The organism is Myroides phaeus (assembly GCF_900099675.1).
GTDB lineage: Bacteria > Bacteroidota > Bacteroidia > Flavobacteriales > Flavobacteriaceae > Flavobacterium > Flavobacterium phaeum.
In genome coordinates, this window is record NZ_FNDQ01000012.1 from 77,696 (window position 1) to 94,485 (window position 16,790).

At 31.1% G+C, this 16,790-nt stretch carries 17 protein-coding genes, 1 tRNA gene and 1 other RNA gene; 12 read left to right on the top strand and 7 right to left on the bottom strand.

Annotation, left to right across the window (positions count from 1 at the left end):
* The first annotated feature begins 164 nt into the window (after positions 1–164).
* The 4 genes from BLT46_RS07835 to rny all read left to right on the top strand — a co-directional run bounded on the left by BLT46_RS07835 (position 165) and on the right by rny (position 2,553).
* Positions 165–455: a hypothetical protein gene (locus tag BLT46_RS07835; protein ID WP_090408772.1), complete on the top strand. Its 291-nt coding sequence runs from the start codon at positions 165–167 to the stop codon at positions 453–455.
* Positions 456–461: 6 nt separating this feature from the next.
* Positions 462–764 (top strand): cell division protein ZapA, encoded by a 303-nt coding sequence (locus tag BLT46_RS07840; RefSeq protein ID WP_090408775.1) that lies wholly within the window; start codon positions 462–464, stop codon positions 762–764.
* Between the two features lie 62 nt (positions 765–826).
* Positions 827–934, top strand: a non-coding RNA gene (gene ssrS, locus BLT46_RS07845) — 6S RNA.
* A gap of 53 nt (positions 935–987) precedes the next feature.
* Complete coding sequence (gene rny / locus BLT46_RS07850) at positions 988–2,553, top strand: ribonuclease Y (protein WP_090408778.1); 1,566 nt, start codon at positions 988–990, stop codon at positions 2,551–2,553.
* Positions 2,554–2,887: 334 nt separating this feature from the next.
* On the opposite strand, the gene xerD is transcribed toward rny, so the two are convergent.
* Together xerD and BLT46_RS07860 are read right to left on the bottom strand one after the other, a co-directional pair.
* Positions 2,888–3,799: a site-specific tyrosine recombinase XerD gene (xerD, locus tag BLT46_RS07855; RefSeq protein ID WP_090408781.1), complete on the bottom strand. Its 912-nt coding sequence runs from the start codon at positions 3,797–3,799 to the stop codon at positions 2,888–2,890.
* Positions 3,800–3,892: 93 nt separating this feature from the next.
* Entirely contained in the window at positions 3,893–4,558 is a 666-nt protein-coding gene (locus tag BLT46_RS07860) for an outer membrane beta-barrel protein (protein ID WP_090408785.1), read from the bottom strand.
* Positions 4,559–4,986: 428 nt separating this feature from the next.
* Here BLT46_RS07860 and aroQ point away from each other — a divergent pair, with 428 nt between their 5' ends.
* A complete protein-coding gene (gene aroQ, locus BLT46_RS07865; protein WP_090408788.1) occupies positions 4,987–5,403 on the top strand; it encodes a type II 3-dehydroquinate dehydratase in 417 nt (138 codons plus the stop codon).
* Positions 5,403–7,895: a DUF5686 family protein gene (locus tag BLT46_RS07870; protein ID WP_090408791.1), complete on the top strand. Its 2,493-nt coding sequence runs from the start codon at positions 5,403–5,405 to the stop codon at positions 7,893–7,895. Before aroQ ends, BLT46_RS07870 begins: the two co-directional genes overlap by 1 nt.
* Positions 7,896–7,982: 87 nt before the next feature.
* Here BLT46_RS07870 and murA read toward each other — a convergent pair whose 3' ends face one another.
* From murA to BLT46_RS07885, 3 genes are all read right to left on the bottom strand, one after another.
* Entirely contained in the window at positions 7,983–9,296 is a 1,314-nt protein-coding gene (gene murA / locus BLT46_RS07875) for a UDP-N-acetylglucosamine 1-carboxyvinyltransferase (RefSeq protein WP_090408794.1), read from the bottom strand.
* Positions 9,296–10,012: a DUF4290 domain-containing protein gene (locus BLT46_RS07880; RefSeq protein ID WP_090408798.1), complete on the bottom strand. Its 717-nt coding sequence runs from the start codon at positions 10,010–10,012 to the stop codon at positions 9,296–9,298. The genes murA and BLT46_RS07880 overlap by 1 nt, the downstream gene beginning before the upstream one ends.
* Positions 10,013–10,112: 100 nt before the next feature.
* A complete protein-coding gene (locus BLT46_RS07885) occupies positions 10,113–10,397 on the bottom strand; it encodes a DUF493 family protein (RefSeq protein WP_090408801.1) in 285 nt (94 codons plus the stop codon).
* A gap of 119 nt (positions 10,398–10,516) precedes the next feature.
* Between BLT46_RS07885 and BLT46_RS07890 the strand changes: the two genes are divergently transcribed.
* From BLT46_RS07890 to BLT46_RS07910, 5 genes are all read left to right on the top strand, one after another.
* Positions 10,517–11,050: an AAA family ATPase gene (locus BLT46_RS07890; RefSeq protein WP_090408803.1), complete on the top strand. Its 534-nt coding sequence runs from the start codon at positions 10,517–10,519 to the stop codon at positions 11,048–11,050.
* Between the two features lie 107 nt (positions 11,051–11,157).
* Positions 11,158–13,056, top strand: coding sequence for a RecQ family ATP-dependent DNA helicase (locus tag BLT46_RS07895; protein ID WP_090408813.1), 1,899 nt, complete (start codon positions 11,158–11,160; stop codon positions 13,054–13,056).
* Complete coding sequence (fmt, locus tag BLT46_RS07900) at positions 13,053–13,997, top strand: methionyl-tRNA formyltransferase (RefSeq protein WP_090408816.1); 945 nt, start codon at positions 13,053–13,055, stop codon at positions 13,995–13,997. Before BLT46_RS07895 ends, fmt begins: the two co-directional genes overlap by 4 nt.
* Positions 13,998–14,162: 165 nt before the next feature.
* Positions 14,163–14,444: an HU family DNA-binding protein gene (locus BLT46_RS07905; RefSeq protein ID WP_090408819.1), complete on the top strand. Its 282-nt coding sequence runs from the start codon at positions 14,163–14,165 to the stop codon at positions 14,442–14,444.
* Between the two features lie 103 nt (positions 14,445–14,547).
* Positions 14,548–15,114, top strand: a complete 567-nt coding sequence (locus tag BLT46_RS07910) for a YqgE/AlgH family protein (protein ID WP_090408821.1) — start codon at positions 14,548–14,550, stop codon at positions 15,112–15,114.
* Here BLT46_RS07910 and BLT46_RS07915 read toward each other — a convergent pair.
* The gene (locus BLT46_RS07915) at positions 15,111–15,953 is read right to left on the bottom strand and encodes an aminotransferase class IV (protein WP_090408829.1); all 843 of its coding nucleotides are present in this window, start codon (positions 15,951–15,953) and stop codon (positions 15,111–15,113) included. The genes BLT46_RS07910 and BLT46_RS07915 overlap by 4 nt on opposite strands.
* 54 nt (positions 15,954–16,007) lie before the next feature.
* Positions 16,008–16,394 (bottom strand): START-like domain-containing protein, encoded by a 387-nt coding sequence (locus BLT46_RS07920; RefSeq protein ID WP_090408846.1) that lies wholly within the window; start codon positions 16,392–16,394, stop codon positions 16,008–16,010.
* A 149-nt stretch (positions 16,395–16,543) separates the two neighbouring features.
* On the opposite strand from BLT46_RS07920, the gene BLT46_RS07925 reads away from it, so the two are divergent.
* Positions 16,544–16,617 (top strand) — tRNA-Met (locus BLT46_RS07925).
* The last annotated feature ends 173 nt before the right edge of the window (positions 16,618–16,790 follow it).

Genomic DNA, 16,790 nt, shown 5'->3' on the forward strand with positions numbered 1-16,790 from the left:
TACATAATAACAGCCAAAATAATTAGTATTATAACTTAAAATGAACAACATAGCTAACAGCTTGTAAATTATGTACAGAAATTTTCTTTTTTTTTTATGAAAGCTTTTTAAATATGAATACTAATTGTAACTTTGTAGTATTAGGATAGTGAATATTAAGCGTAATGAGTGAACTAACTGATGTTGTCAATTCTTTGGAAATTAAGTTTGCAAGACTTGTACAAAGACTGAATGTATTAGAAGCTGAAAATACAGAGTTGAAAAAGACTTTGCTTTCAGCAGAAGAGGAAATTCGAAGAAATGAAAAGCAGTTAGATTCAATTTATGAAAAGTATGAATCGTTACGTTTAGCGAGTTCACTATTGGGCAGTGAAGAGAATAGAAGAGATACGAAACTGAAGATAAATTCATTGATTAAAGAAATCGATCAATGTATAGCTCATCTCACAAAATAGGGGTATATGAGTAAAAATGATGAACAATTAAAGATTAAATTATCAATTGCAGATAGGGTTTACCCACTAACAGTTGGTTATTCTCAGGAGGAGGCCTTGCGTTCTGCTTCTAAGAAAATTGATATAATGATTCATCAATTTGAAGAAAATTATGCTGTTAGAGATAAGCAAGATGTTTTAGCGATGTGTGCATTACAGTTTGCCTCGCAAAAAGAACAGAAAACAATTGACACTACAGAAGGATATACAAAAGCTGTGGATAGATTAATAAAACTGGATGAAGCTTTAGATCGTATTCTATCAAAATAAATTCGACATCACGTTCTTTACATAAGACTAAAAATACTGCTCACATTAGTACTGTTTGATAAACTCAACACAAACAAATTAAAATGGGTGAATCTTTGCTACTAAAGCACGCTGCGTTAAGCAGATCCTTGAACAGCAGGCTAACTCAAAACTTGTTATTTAGAGAGTTTACGCGACTCAAACTGATGTGAGCTTTTTTTATATATAATTTATAGGAACATTTATGGAAATATTATTGATGACCATTGGAGGAATTGTGATCGGTGCCGCAATAGGCTTCATGGTAGCAAAATACCTTGAAAAAAACCATGCTTCTTCTATATTGAAAAACGCAGAGGGGGAAGTAAAGACAATTTTACGTGACGCAAAAGCAGAAGGTGAAGCAATCAAGAAAGAAAAAATATTACAAGCAAAAGAGAAATTCATTGAATTAAAATCTGAACACGAGCAAGTAATATTAAGTAGAGATAAAAAAATTGCTGAAGCTGAAAAGAGAACAAGAGATAAAGAATCTCAAATCTCAAGTGAATTAGCTAAAGCAAAGAAGGCTGTTGAAGAAGGAGAAAAAAGAGTTAAAGATTACAATCATAAACTTGAAATTATTGAAAGAAAACAAGAGGAAATTGAAAAACTTCACCGTACTCAAGTTGAACAATTAGAAATAATCTCTGGGTTAACTGCAGAAGAAGCTAAAAACCAAATCATTGAAAGTTTAAAAACAGAAGCTAAAGCAAACGCAATGGCATCTATTCAAGAAACAATTGAAGAGGCGAAACTTACTGCTCAACAAGAAGCTAAAAAGATTATTATCAATACTATCCAACGTATTGGAACAGAAGAAGCAGTTGAAAACTGTGTATCTGTATTCAATATCGAATCTGATGATGTAAAAGGTAGAATTATTGGTAGAGAAGGAAGAAATATTAGAGCTATTGAAGCTGCAACTGGTGTAGAAATCATCGTTGACGATACTCCAGAAGCTATTATCCTTTCTTGTTTTGACCCAGTAAGAAGAGAGATTGCTCGTTTATCTTTACACCGTTTAGTAACAGATGGTCGTATTCACCCTGCAAGAATTGAAGAGGTAGTTGCTAAAACTACTAAGCAAATTGAAGAGGAGATCATTGAAATTGGTAAAAGAACTGTTATTGATTTAGGAATTCACGGATTACACCCTGAATTAATCAAAATAGTAGGTAGAATGAAATACCGTTCATCTTATGGACAGAACTTACTACAACACTCAAGAGAGGTTGCTAAGCTTTGTGGTTTGATGGCGGCTGAATTAGGATTAAATGTTAAGTTAGCTAAACGTGCTGGATTACTTCACGATATTGGTAAAGTGCCAGAAACAGAAAGCGAACTACCACACGCAATCTTAGGTATGCAATGGGCTGAGAAATATGGTGAAAAACCAGAGGTTTGTAACGCTATTGGAGCTCACCACGACGAAATCGAAATGACTACGTTAATTGCTCCTATTATTCAAGTATGTGATGCTATTTCTGGAGCAAGACCAGGTGCAAGACGTCAAGTATTAGATTCTTACATCCAACGTCTAAAAGATCTTGAAAGCATTGCTAACGAATTCAACGGTGTGAAAAATGCTTATGCTATTCAAGCTGGTAGAGAATTACGTGTAATCGTAGAGAGTGAAAAAGTAACTGATGATATGGCGGCAACGCTTTCGTTTGATATTTCTCAAAAAATTCAAACAGAAATGACTTACCCAGGTCAAGTGAAAATCACTGTAATTAGAGAAACAAGAGCAATTAACATTGCTAAATAATAAAACAAAAAAGGAGTTATTTTTCAATAACTCCTTTTTTTATGCTTAAAACTAATGTTCTTTATTCATCTTGTTCATCAAATAGCTCTTCTAAATTATAATCACTTCCATTTTTAGAAGAGTGAAACTAAAGCCAAACTACTTTTCTCATATATACCCCCCATAGATCTACCTGCCAGCTTATTTTTATTTGTGTTAAGCAAAATAGTCTGCTATTTATTATTATCCAACATCTATCTACTTCTTATAAATTAGCCACAATTCATATTTTTTTACTGCATTTGACCAAACACCTTAAACACTAAACTTAAACAAGCAGACCAATAAATATTAGCTATTTCTTTGACCTTGGATGATAATCCTCTAAAACCACTCTTAAACGTTCTGTTGTAATATGTGTATATATTTCTGTCGTTGTAATAGATTCGTGTCCTAACATTACCTGAATTGCCCTAATGTCCGCACCATTCTCTAATAGATGCGTTGCAAATGAATGACGAAAGGTATGTGGACTTATATTCTTGTTTAACTCTACTTCTATGGCTAAGCGCTTTATAATCGTAAATATCATCGCACGTGTTAATTGTGCTCCCCTTCGATTTAAAAAAACAATATCACTACTCTCTTTTTTTACTGTGTATTGTGAGCGAATAGTATTTATATATAAAGTGATTAACTCCATCGAGTGCTCATCAATAGGCACAAACCTATGTTTACTTCCCTTACCTATTACACGAATAAACCCTTCTTCAAAAAACAAATCAGATAGTCGCAAACCAACCAATTCACTAACGCGAAGTCCGCAACTATACAACACCTCTAACATCACCTTATTTCTAAAACCTTCTGGTGTTGACTGATCAATTGCGCTAATTAACAAATCTATTTCCTCTAAACTAAGTGTATCTGGTAATTTGCGCCCTGTTTTAGGTGCTTCTATCAACTCAACAGGTGATTTCTCTATATATCCTTCAAGAATAAAATAATTAAAAAAATTCTTCAATCCTGAAATAATACGTGCTTGGGTAGTAGGCGCTACAATTTCTGCAATTGAATATAAAAACTCTTGCACTAAAGATGTGTCAATTTCCTCAAGCTTATACTCTTGTTCATATCCACCTAAATACATCAGAAACTTGCGAACATCAAGTTCATAACTCTCCAAAGAATTTTCTGACAATCCCCTTTCCAACTTTAGATAAGTTGTAAACATTTTTATATTTTTCTCCCAGTAATTAGATAACATAAATTGATTTTATACCTTTCAAATATACAAACAAAAAAAGAGCCTCTCGAAATGAGAGGCTCTTAATAATATAAGTTTTACTTATTCTATTAATTAGAATTTGTAAGTTAAACCAAATTTAGCATTATCAAAGAAGTTATTGAAAATGTTAACATTAGCGTTAGTGTTAGAAACAGTATTTGTTTTTTTACCATCCTCTTTTACATTGTAATTAGCGTAAGAGAATACGTTAGCAACGTTGAAAGAAACTGCTAAGTTTTGAGTTAAGAAGTAGTTGAAACCTAAGTCTAAACCAGCACGGATACCAGTTGCTTTGTTAGAAACTCCGCTTACATCCATTTTACCTTCGCTAAATCCAACACCTACTTCAGCAAAAGTTTTGAAACGTTGACCAACTTCTAAGAAGTAGTAACGAGCAAAAACACCAGCGTAAGTTGATTTAATATAATCTGCATCAACACCATCAAAAGCACCATCAAATAATTCGTTGTCAAGACCTAATTTACCGAAACCTACAGAAGCTCCAACAGCAAATTTATCGTTTAACATATAACCTACTTTAGGGTTAACTTCGAAAGTAGTAGTTTTAACTTTTGTATCAGTTCCAGTCATTTTTACATTAGAATCAGAAATACTGAAACTTCCTTCTACAAATACATTAGACTCTTGGAATCCGTAAGTTGGTTTTTCTTTTTCTTGTGCGTTAGCTGCAAAACCAAAAGCTGCAACTGCCATAACTGAAAGTACTAATTTTTTCATATTTAGCTATTTTTAATTTTTAACTAAGTCAAATTTACAAACTAGGTTTAAAAGCGACAGAATTTTTAATAAATAAATAACAGATACAATGACAATCACCCTACTAAAACACCATAATAGATTATTAATCAATAAAATACACATTTTGTTTTTTTACTTAAAATATTGTTAATTAAAGTAAAACACACCACTAACTATTGAATATAATTACATAAGACACGAAATAAACACAAAATAAAAAAACTATTAACACAAATAATCACTTATCTATTATTAATACCTTATAAATTAACACATACAACATCCTTAATACAGCACCTATTTATTATACATCCCTTCAACTAGATCCTGCCTTATGCATTAATGACAACTTTTGTACTATAGTATTAGATAATATAATATATTTGTTTGTACTTAATAGAATAAATATGAAAGTATTAATAATTAATGGTCCTAACCTAAACTTATTAGGAACACGTGAACCTACGATTTATGGTAATCAATCATTTGAAGAATATTTCTTACAATTACAAAGCAATTACCCAGAAGTACAATTAGAATACTATCAATCTAATATTGAAGGAGAACTTATTAATAAATTACACGAAGTAGGCTTTTCTTATGATGCGATAATTCTAAATGCAGGTGCTTACACTCATACGTCTATTGCTATTGCTGACGCTATTGCTGCGATTGAAACTCCTGTTATTGAAGTTCATATTTCGAATACATTCAAGCGTGAAGAGTTTAGAAAACATTCATATATATCAAGTGTTTGTCAGGGAACAATAGTTGGTTTTGGATTAAAAAGTTATGATTTAGCCATAGCATCCTTTCAAATTTAATGTCAAAACATCTATTTAATTCAGTAATTACAACTATAGTTTTACTACTTGTTACTTGTAATGCTTATTGTCAAACAGCTACTATATTAGGACGAGTAACCTCTCCTAACGGAAAAGCATTGCCTAATGCCAAGGTATTTGTCAAAAACACTGATAGGCAAACAAGTACTAATATAGATGGTATTTTTAAAATTGATGTAAAGCAAAAAGACATCATTTTTATACAAGAACAAGATTATATCACAAAAAAAATAGAATACACTGATAATAATACTCCAAATGGTCAATGGGATATTATCTTAAAACCGTTAGATCAAGTAGATTTCTTTTATGAAAATCCTCAAGATGAATATGCCTTATTTATAATGGGGTTAGTTGCTAAAAATCTGGAACAAAATACCCTTACTAAGTATTCTTTTGACTACTATTCTAAAGGAAACTTACAATTAGCAACTTCCAGAAACTCATTTTTAGGCCAGAAAAGAAAAGATTTAGACCCTTCATTAGATATTGATCCCTCTGGAAATTTTGTTTACCTTGGTGAAATCTCCTCAAAAGTTACTACATTAAATGAAAATCACACAACAGAAAAAGTAATTGGTCTTAAGGAAGTAGGTATTTCTAAAGACTTATACTTTTTAACTGCTTCAGATAGCGATATTAGTCTGACTAATAAAATTGCTTCAAAACAGTTTAATTTAGTTTCTCCTCTAATGCCTTATGCTAAAACGTATTACTATTTTACAGTTAAAAGCATTGACAAAGATAGCAATGGTAATATGCTATATGAAATAGAATTTACTCCCAAAAGAGATAGGGAACCTATTATGAAAGGTACAATGACCATCACAAGTGACCAGTGGCAAGTAACACACTTATATGCTGCAATAGATGGAGAAAATATTGGGCTAAAACATATACAGCAATTGGTATTAGTACAAAATTACAAACACGATAATAGTTTCAATAAGTACATAAAGAGTTCACAGAATATATATCTAAAAGGAAAGTTTCTTGTTTTCAATTTTACTGGTCAATTTGATGCTATTTATAGCGATTACCAATATGACAACTCTTTACAAAAAAGCGACTTCTCTAATGAGCTTATCCAATATTCAAACAACTTTCTAAACAAAACAGATGATTATTGGGATAACCTAAGACCTTATACTTTGAAACAAAAAGAGATTGAGACCTTTAACTCACAAACTATTTTTGCACAAGAGGGAACTAAAGCTACTTTAGATTCAATAGATAAAAGATCTAATAATTTCACTTTATTCAAATTCATCAAAGGATACCAATATATTAACTCGTATAAAGCTACTTCTTATACTTATAGAGGATTGCTTTCAACGTTTGCTTTTAATGCCGTGCAAGGATTTAATGTTACCACTGGGCTTGACTACGTAAAAGATTATGATGACTTCCAACAAATACAAATGGGAACAATTGTTAATTATGGAGTATCAGAAAACAAATATCGAGTTTCAGGATATGCATCTCATATTTTCAATCAAAAAAACTATAATAAAGTTACGCTTTCAGGAGGAAGCTCAATCTTACAATTCAACCAAGATGACCCAATAAAAACGCCAATCAACTCATTTGCAAGTGCCTGGTTTGGTAAAAACTATGCAAAATACTTTCAAAAGAGTTTTCTTAAATTACAATATGAACAATATGCTTTTAATGGTTTAAAACTTACAACAAGCTTAGAATACTCCTCAAGAAAAGCGCTAAGTAATCACATTAACACACCACCTTTTGTACCACACTTAACCTTTTCATCAAATAATCCATTAGATCCAAATGATACAGAAAATCATCCTTTTGAAGACAACAAAATATTTAAATTAAACATAGGTTTCAACTTAGTATTTGACCAAAAAATAATAAGTTACCCCAATCGAAAACAATATATACCAACATCTAAATACCCTATCCTATTTTTAAATTTAGAAAAAGCATTAAACTCAACAACAAGTGACTATAATTACACTTATGTTTCATTATCAACTAAATATAATGACAATATTGGAAACATTGGTAATCTATATATTGGTTTAAGTGCTGGTAAATATTTAGAACAAAATAATATTGCTTTTACAGACTATAAGCATTTTAATGGTAATAATACTTTCATAGGATCTTCCGCTGTGTACAACAAACACTTTAACCTATTACCTTATTATGAATACAGTACTAACAAATCATATATTGAATTACATTTAGAACACGACTTTAGAGGGTTTATCATTAATAAGATACCTATATTAAATAAAACGAGATATTCATTAGTTGCCGGGTATCATATGTTACACGTGCCAGACAAAGATGTATATGGTGAATTTAGTATCGGATTAAACAACGTTGGTTTTGGTAAGTTTAGACCATTTAGAATAGACTATTTCCGCGCTGTATCAGCTGACGCTCCAAATAAATACGGAGTCGTTTTTGGGATTAAAATACTTGATTTACTTCAAAAATAAAGAATAAAAAAGGCTACGTGAATTTTACACGTAGCCTTTTTTATTACTTATTTGGCTTATTTGTTTAAACAAATAGACCAACTATATTTAGTCCTCTATTCTCTCAATATGTGCACCTAAAGCCCTCAATCTCTCATCAATTCTTTCGTACCCTCTATCAATTTGTTCAATATTCTGTATCACACTTACTCCTTTAGCAGAAAGTGCAGCAATTAACAAAGAAATACCAGCACGAATATCAGGAGATGACATATTAGTTGCTTTTAACTGAGATTTGAAGTCGTGTCCAATCACCACTGCTCTATGTGGGTCACATAAGATAATCTTTGCTCCCATGTCAATCAACTTATCGACAAAGAACAAGCGGCTCTCAAACATCTTTTGATGAATTAACACCTCTCCTCTTGCTTGTGTTGCCACTACTAAAATAACACTTAATAAATCAGGTGTTAATCCAGGCCAAGGAGCATCAGCAATTGTTAAGATCGAACCATCAATAAAGCTTTGAATTTCATATCCTTCTGTATGAGCAGGGATATAAATATCATCACCTCTTTTTTCCAGTGTAATACCTAATCTTCTAAATGTGTTTGGAATAACACCTAAATGTTCCCACCCTACATTTTTAATTGTAATTTCACTTTTAGTCATTGCAGCCAATCCAATCCAAGAACCAATCTCAATCATATCTGGAAGCATTGCGTGTTCACAACCGAAAAGTTCCTTAACTCCTTCAATTTTCAACAAGTTAGAACCTACTCCTTCAATCTTAGCTCCCATTGAAATCAACATCTTACATAATTGTTGAATATATGGCTCACAAGCAGCATTGTAAATAGTAGTTTTTCCTTCAGCTAAAACTGACGCCATTAAGATATTTGCAGTACCTGTCACAGATGCCTCATCAAGTAACATATCAGCTCCTACCAACTTTTCAGCTTCAACTCCGTAAAAATACTCTTCTTTATTATATCTAAACTTTGCACCTAATTGAATAAATCCATCAAAGTGCGTATCTAATCTTCTTCTTCCAATTTTATCTCCTCCTGGCTTTGGTATATAACCTTTTCCAAAACGAGCTAATAATGGTCCTACCATCATAATAGAACCTCTAAGAGCTTTTCCTCCACTTTTAAAATCGTCAGAAACTAAATAATCTAAGTTTAGATCATCTGCTTGAAAAGACTTTTTATTAGGTCCTAATTCCTCAATTTTAACCCCTAAATTTCCCAATAACTCTATTAACTTATTAATGTCAATAATGTCAGGAATATTAGAAATAACTACCTTTTCAGGCGTAAGTAAAACAGCACATAAAATTTGCAAAGCCTCATTTTTAGCTCCTTGCGCGTGCACCTCACCTTTTAATTGGAATCCTCCTTCTATTTTGAAAGTACTCATTATTTTTTACCTTTAGAGTGATAGTTATTATTTGTTTTAAACTTCTTGTTATTATTGTTATTGCTATTTGTACCCGCGTTCTTTTGATTACTTGTAAAATTAGCCTTATTTGATTGTTTTTTATTTACTTGAATTAGATTTGCTGTAGTAGATAGCTCTTCCTCTTTCTTAAACAAGTTTATTTTTCCATTTGACAATTCGCATAAATGTTCAAAAATAACCTCGTCTTTAACTGTTTCCTTATTCCAGCTCAAGTAACTTTTTTTCATATGATTAGCAATAACCATAATTAAAGCATCTTTCATTTCTCCATCTTCCCACGCAATAGCTTTATTAATCATATAGGTAATATTATTACCATAAAATCTATACTTAGGATGATTTTGAGGATACGCTAATTTTTCAGGTTTACTAAAAATAGTTTCTTGGGTAGCAATTGGAAAAGGACTATCAACATCTAATTCAAATTTTGACATCATAAATAATTGATCCCATAATTTGTGTTGAAAATCAGGCACATCTCTCAAGTGAGGATTCATACTCCCCATTACGCTAATTACATAACGTGCAGCTTTGTTTCGTTCTTCTCTATCTTCAATTTTACAAACATGGTCAATCAAACTTTGCATATGACGCCCATACTCTGGAATGACAAGAGCTTTTTTAGAAGTATTATAATCTAAATTATTTACTGCTTCTCGAGAATTAAAATTCATAGGATACTATAATTATAAATGATGCGAAATCAATTCAGCTAAATATACTAAAAAAGGAATTCGCAATAAAATAAATGTTCTAATTAAAATTAAAACGAAGTTATAAAGAAACAATACCTTCTATTGAAGATACTGCAATATATTTATCAATAATTTCTTGAGCATTATTGACATTTAATTTTACAGATACGCTTGAGAACTTACCTGTACTTGAATTTTTGATTTGAATATCAGCTTTACATCCGTCAAAAGCTTCTTCTACTTGGGCAATTTTACTTGCATCACCTGGCACAATAAATTTGTATAAATAAGGTCTTGGCCAATTTTTATCGCTCTCTAATTGCTCTTTAAGTCTTGCGTAAAATTCTTGTGTTTTTTCGTCCATAATCTTTTTATTAGGCAAATATAATCATTTTTAGATGTAGTATTTTCAAAAGATGTCGTTAAAACTCTTTCAAACCAAACATTTTATTGTAATTTTGCGCCTTTGATATTTACAGCAAAATGAACACAAAATTAATCTTAATCATAGGAGGCCCAGGATCTGGTAAAACGACGTTGATTAACGAACTTACTAAGAAGGGATATATTTGCTATCCAGAAATATCTCGTGAAGTAACTAAACAAGCTCAACAAAAAGGAATTGATCAACTATTTTTAACAGAGCCTTTACTGTTTAGTCAATTACTTTTAGAAGGGAGAATTAAGCAACATAAAGAAGCAATTAGCGAAAAAAGTAATATTGTTTTTATAGATAGAGGAATACCTGATGTATTAGCTTATATGCACTACAAAGGAGATAATTATCCTGAAAGTTTTGATGCAGCCTGCAAAGAGCATATGTATCATCAAATTTTCTTGTTGCCTCCTTGGGAAAACATTTATATTAGCGATGAACAACGTTATGAAAGTTTCCAAGAAGCAAGTGAAATTCACGAACACTTAATTAATACATATTCTAAATATGGATATGATTTAATTGAAGTTCCACGCGACACAGTTGAAAATAGAATTGACTTTATATTAAGTAAAGTTTAATAAAATATCACAATAACACTAAAAGGGTTATAGTTTTCTAACTATAACCCTTTTCTTTACCATAAAATACTTATATTCGTTACAAAACTTCTTGTAGTTAACATATTATGGTTACACCTCTTGAAATACTTCAAAAGTATTGGCAATACGATAGCTTTCGTGAACCACAACAACAGATTATTGATTCTGTTCTGAAAGCAAATGACACTTTTGCTTTGTTACCAACTGGTGGTGGAAAAAGTATCTGCTTCCAAATTCCTGCACTTGTAATGCAGGGAACTTGCTTAGTTGTTTCTCCTTTAATTGCTTTGATTGAAGATCAAGTTAATAATCTAAACAAACTCAACATAAAAGCTACTGCTATTATCGGTGGCACTCCAATGCATGAGATTGATGCTATCTTTGATAATTGTCTCTATGGTAATTACAAGTTCCTTTATGTTTCTCCAGAGCGTTTACAACAAACCTGGATATTAGAAAGAATAGAAAAACTTAACATCAGCTTAATTGCAATTGATGAGGCACATTGTATTTCTCAATGGGGACATGATTTTAGACCCTCTTATTTAGAATTAGGAAAACTACGAAACTTATTTCCAAACACGCCTATCATAGCATTAACAGCTTCTGCCAACCAAAAAGTAGTTGAGGATATTTGTACCAATCTACATTTAAAAGAACCTAAAGTTTTTACGAAAAGTTTTTATAGAGAAAACTTAATCTATGGTACATATAAAGTAGAAAATCAGATTAATATTGTTGATCGAATTCTACGCAAAAACCCTGCTCCGAGCATTATATATGTTAGAACAAGAAAAGAGGCTTTTTTCTTTGCACAACGCTTAAATCAACTCAACTTTAGTGCTACCTATTTTCATGGTGGACTGACTATAAATGAGAAGAAAAAAAGAATGCAAGACTGGATAGAAGAAAAATGTCCTATCATGGTTGCAACAAATGCTTTTGGAATGGGAATAGACAAAAAGAATGTGAAAAATGTCATTCATATTCAAATTCCAGAAAATATTGAAAACTATTACCAAGAGGCAGGACGTGCTGGTAGAGATGGTAACAAAGCTTTTGCAACACTCTTGTTTTCAGAACAAGAATTACAACAAAATACAGCGCAATTTAAAGATAGCTTATTCGACAAAGAATTTTTAAAATTACTCTATAGAAAGTTAAACAACTTTTTAGGAATAGCCTATGGCGAAGGATATAATAGTGTAAATAGTTTCAATTTTAATCAGTTTTGCTTTCACAATAAATTCCCTTACCGCAAAGCGTACAATGCTTTACAATTTTTAGACAGACAAGGAGTTATACGTTTAAGTCAGAATACAGGAAATAAAACTAAACTAATATTCACAGCTTCAAGTAGTGATATTTTAGACTTCTCTTATGATAGTGAAATGTATGAAAATATTTTATTGTTTATTCTTAGAACTTACCCCGGTATTTACGAATACGAAACAGATATAAATATTGATCTTATTTCTCAACATACAGAAGAAACCCAAGAAGACATAATTAAATGTCTTCAAGAATGTCAACAACAAGAACTATGTAGATTTACTCCTGAAGAGAATGATATTACAGTTATTTTCAACGAAGCATGGGAAGAAGATCGAGCACTATATAGAACTTTTACGCATTTAAAAAATTACAATGAACAAAAAATAAAACAATACAACGCTCTATTGTTTTATATTCAAAATGAAGATATTTGCAAAAACAGAATTCTTTTAAAATATTTTGATGAAGAATCTGATAAAGATTGTGGTACTTGCTCTACTTGTATGACAAAGAGATTAAGCCTTACTACAAAAGATAAAGCAGCTGTAACAGCAGAAATTTACAAGCTCTTACAAGAAAAACCCTTAAGCATAAAAGACATTGACTTGTTAAATCAATTTACAAAAGATGAAATCTTATATACTATTCAAGTTTTACTTGAAGAAAATAAAATAAAACCAAACGATAAAAATCAATATCAAATAATATGAAAGACTTACGTATCATTTTTATGGGAACACCTGACTTTGCAGTTGGAATCCTTGATGCTATGTATCAAAATAATTACAATATAGTAGCAGTAATTACTGCACCTGATAGGCCAGCAGGTAGAGGTCAAAAATTAAAATACTCAGCTGTTAAAGAATATGCTCTTGAAAAAAGCTTACCTATTCTTCAGCCTACAAACCTAAAAGATGAAGCTTTTTTAGAAGAGCTTAAAAGCTACAATGCTAATTTGAATGTGGTTGTTGCTTTTAGAATGTTACCAGAAGTAGTTTGGAAAATGCCCGAATTAGGAACCTTTAACTTACACGCTTCTTTGTTACCTGATTACAGAGGTGCCGCACCTATCAATTGGGCGATTATCAATGGAGAAACAAAAACAGGTGTTTCAACTTTCTTTATTGACGAAAAAATAGATACTGGGGCTATTATCTTGAAAAAAGAGACTCCAATCAACGAAAACGAAAGTGCGGGTGAACTTCATGATAGGTTAATGGTTTTAGGAGCAGAAACAGTAATAGAAACACTTTCTTTAATAAAAAACGAAAAAGTTGTGACAACTACTCAACCTAAAGAGGAAACAAAAACAGCTTATAAACTAAATAAAGATAATACTAAAGTTGACTTCTCTAAACCAGGTGCTGCTATTCACAATTTGATTCGAGGACTTAGTCCTTACCCTACTGCATGGTGTACAATAACAGACAATGGACAAGAGTGGAACGTCAAACTATATGAAACTTCTTTTGAGAAAGAAGTACACAATTTACCATTAGGTACAATTACTCATACAAAAAAAGAAATAAGAATAGCTATTGAAGATGGTTTCATTAATATTCTTAGATTACAATTTCCAGGAAAGAAACCGATGAAAGCAAACGAATTGCTAAATGGAATCTCTTTCACAGAGGAAGCAAAAGTACTTTAATGGTATAAAAATCAAGGTTTTAAAGTCAAAATACTCATAGCTTAAAAAAAACCTAATTAAAACTTTAACTTTTTCTGTTTTTTTGGGCAAAACGCTTGTTTTATAAGAGAATAGCCCTAAATTTGTAAGAGGACGTTAATAAAGTTAACCATTAAAAAAATTATTATGAACAAAACAGAATTAATTGACGCAATTGCTAAAGATGCAGAAATCAGTAAAGTAGCAGCTAAAAAAGCATTAGAATCATTTTTATCAAACATCGAAACAACTTTAGCTAAAGGAGATAAAATTTCATTAGTAGGTTTCGGTTCTTGGTCTGTAACTGATAGAGCGGCAAGAGAAGGTAGAAATCCTCAAACAGGTAAAACTATTAAAATTGCTGCTAAAAAAGTTGTAAAATTTAAAGCTGGTTCTGAATTAGAAAGTGCTGTAAATAAGAAAAAGTAAGAATCAATAAAAACTACTTTTTTTAAAGATTTAAAAGACTTCATTTTTTATTAAGTGAGGTCTTTTTTTGTATATTAGGCTATAAACAATACTTTTTTTCTAAATGGCTAACAAAAAAAACATTTCTAAAGGTGATATCCTTATTTCTTTACCTTCAGGAAACTTGATCGATTTATCTTTCTCAAGATCACTAATCTTATTGGCAGACCACGAAGAATTAGGCTCTGTCGGATTTGTACTTAACAAACCTATTGAAATAACTTTAAGCGATTTAATTCCTACAACGAATGCTCAATATACTATTTACGAAGGAGGGCCTGTAGAACAGGATAAAATATTCTGCATACATAAAAGACCAGATATTATACCTAATTCTTTACATATAAACGATGAGTTATATTGGGGAGGCGATTTCGATACCATTTTAAACCTAGTAAACACGGGAGTACTCTCTAAAGATGATATACGGTTTTATTTAGGTTATACAGGATGGGATATTGACCAATTAGAAAATGAAATAGAAGACAACTATTGGATAACAATTGACAAGTTTGAATATGATTTACTTTTAACTATTCCTTCTAAACAAGTATGGAAAAAAGCCATCAAATCGTTAGGTCAAGATTATACTATTTGGCTAAATGCACCAGAAAATCCGAACTTCAATTAAAGAAGTCGGATTTTTGCATTTAATCTATTTAATAAATCTTTAGAAAGATCATTTTTAAATTCTTTCTTACGGTATTTAGTTACAGCTTGAATACCTATAATAACATTTGTCAAGAAAATCTCATCTGCTTTTTGTAATTCAAAAGGAGATATCGAAACCTCTTCTAAAGTATAATCAGGGTGTTTTTCAAGTAATTCTATTACTTGCTTACGCATGATTCCTTTTACACATCCATCACTTAAAGGAGGTGTTTTTACCACTTTATCTTTAACAACAAAAATATTAGCATTCAAAGCTTCTACAATATTTTTACTGTCATTCAATAAAAAACAGTTTTGATATCCATTCTCATCAGCAAAAATACTACCTGTAACATTTATCAAACGATTATTTGTTTTAAGCGTAGATAGTAAATGTGCTGTTACATAAAAATCTTTGTACAACTCAACTTCGTATGCTGTTTCATCAAAGCTATAAACTGATTGATCTAAACACTCTGCAGTTGCGATATAACCAATTTTTCTATCTGTTGGTAAATATCTACCATTAGCATTACGATAAACATTAAAACGAACTCTAATAGCGTTTGAATCACTTTCTAAAGCTTGTGCTGTTTTAATAATTTCCTCTTGAAAATATTCCATTGTAAACTCCATTGGAATTGCCATTCTCAAAATTCTCATTGAAGACATTAATCTAAAATAATGGTCTTCAACAAATAATACTTTATTATCTAATACTCTAACTGTTTCAAAAACAGCATCTCCATATAAAAACCCTCTATTATTTTCTAATGATATCTCACTATTAGAAACAATTTTGCCGTTAACATTAATCATATTTCAATTATTCTGATTACTATTAACGGCAAATATAAGTTATATTTTATGGAATTATGCAGATCCTAACACTTGTTTTAAATCCATTATCTGATTTTCCCACAGTTGTTTTGATTCATTTATTTCATCTGGCTCTGCAAAATCAGTAACAATTATTGTAACGTCTTTTGTTAGCTCATCTCTATTAATTCTTAACTCAAAGTAATATTCTGTATCTTTATCATCTTCATCCAGCCATCTATATTTCACTCTCTCATCTGTCTTACGAGTAACAACACGAGCTTTTTCTTCAGAATCTCCCCAAATAAAAGTGTAGTATTCTCCTCTTGAGTTTACGTTATCAGCAAACCACTCGCTTAATCCAGATGGATCAGAAATATACTGAAACAATAACTGCGGAGAAGAATTTATCGGAAATTCAAGTTCGTATTTTTCTTTCATAGCCATAGCTTTAATTTTTAATTTTTTCGAATATAGACATTTTTTTTAAATAAAAAAATATTTTTTTCTTACATCAGTATTTGCATTGTATTAATTTTATTATATCTTTGCACCCGCATTACAGAAGTAACAGTCAAGACCAAATTAATGGCGAGGTAGCTCAGTTGGTTAGAGCGCAGGATTCATAACCCTGAGGTCACGGGTTCAACTCCCGTCTTCGCTACAAGGTAAAAGGACATAATCTACAGATTATGTCCTTTTTTTTTTACAGATGCTTATAAAGAATCAAACGAGAAAGCTGGGATCAGGTGCAAAAGTTGGGGACTAAGCAAAAAGTTTCGTCAATCTAAACAGGAAAAATGACTTATCTCTTACACCTCTATACATCATTCTAAA

Excerpts from the sequence above, each read along its gene's own strand:
- BLT46_RS07835 (WP_090408772.1), top strand. The coding sequence starts at position 165 with ATGAGTGAACTAACTGATGTTGTCAATTCTTTGGAAATTAAGTTTGCA.
- BLT46_RS07840 (WP_090408775.1), top strand. The coding sequence starts at position 462 with ATGAGTAAAAATGATGAACAATTAAAGATTAAATTATCAATTGCAGAT.
- rny (WP_090408778.1), top strand. The coding sequence starts at position 988 with ATGGAAATATTATTGATGACCATTGGAGGAATTGTGATCGGTGCCGCA.
- xerD (WP_090408781.1), bottom strand. The coding sequence starts at position 3,799 with ATGTTATCTAATTACTGGGAGAAAAATATAAAAATGTTTACAACTTAT.
- BLT46_RS07860 (WP_090408785.1), bottom strand. The coding sequence starts at position 4,558 with ATGAAAAAATTAGTACTTTCAGTTATGGCAGTTGCAGCTTTTGGTTTT.
- aroQ (WP_090408788.1), top strand. The coding sequence starts at position 4,987 with ATGAAAGTATTAATAATTAATGGTCCTAACCTAAACTTATTAGGAACA.
- BLT46_RS07870 (WP_090408791.1), top strand. The coding sequence starts at position 5,403 with ATGTCAAAACATCTATTTAATTCAGTAATTACAACTATAGTTTTACTA.
- murA (WP_090408794.1), bottom strand. The coding sequence starts at position 9,296 with ATGAGTACTTTCAAAATAGAAGGAGGATTCCAATTAAAAGGTGAGGTG.
- BLT46_RS07880 (WP_090408798.1), bottom strand. The coding sequence starts at position 10,012 with ATGAATTTTAATTCTCGAGAAGCAGTAAATAATTTAGATTATAATACT.
- BLT46_RS07885 (WP_090408801.1), bottom strand. The coding sequence starts at position 10,397 with ATGGACGAAAAAACACAAGAATTTTACGCAAGACTTAAAGAGCAATTA.
- BLT46_RS07890 (WP_090408803.1), top strand. The coding sequence starts at position 10,517 with ATGAACACAAAATTAATCTTAATCATAGGAGGCCCAGGATCTGGTAAA.
- BLT46_RS07895 (WP_090408813.1), top strand. The coding sequence starts at position 11,158 with ATGGTTACACCTCTTGAAATACTTCAAAAGTATTGGCAATACGATAGC.
- fmt (WP_090408816.1), top strand. The coding sequence starts at position 13,053 with ATGAAAGACTTACGTATCATTTTTATGGGAACACCTGACTTTGCAGTT.
- BLT46_RS07905 (WP_090408819.1), top strand. The coding sequence starts at position 14,163 with ATGAACAAAACAGAATTAATTGACGCAATTGCTAAAGATGCAGAAATC.
- BLT46_RS07910 (WP_090408821.1), top strand. The coding sequence starts at position 14,548 with ATGGCTAACAAAAAAAACATTTCTAAAGGTGATATCCTTATTTCTTTA.
- BLT46_RS07915 (WP_090408829.1), bottom strand. The coding sequence starts at position 15,953 with ATGATTAATGTTAACGGCAAAATTGTTTCTAATAGTGAGATATCATTA.
- BLT46_RS07920 (WP_090408846.1), bottom strand. The coding sequence starts at position 16,394 with ATGAAAGAAAAATACGAACTTGAATTTCCGATAAATTCTTCTCCGCAG.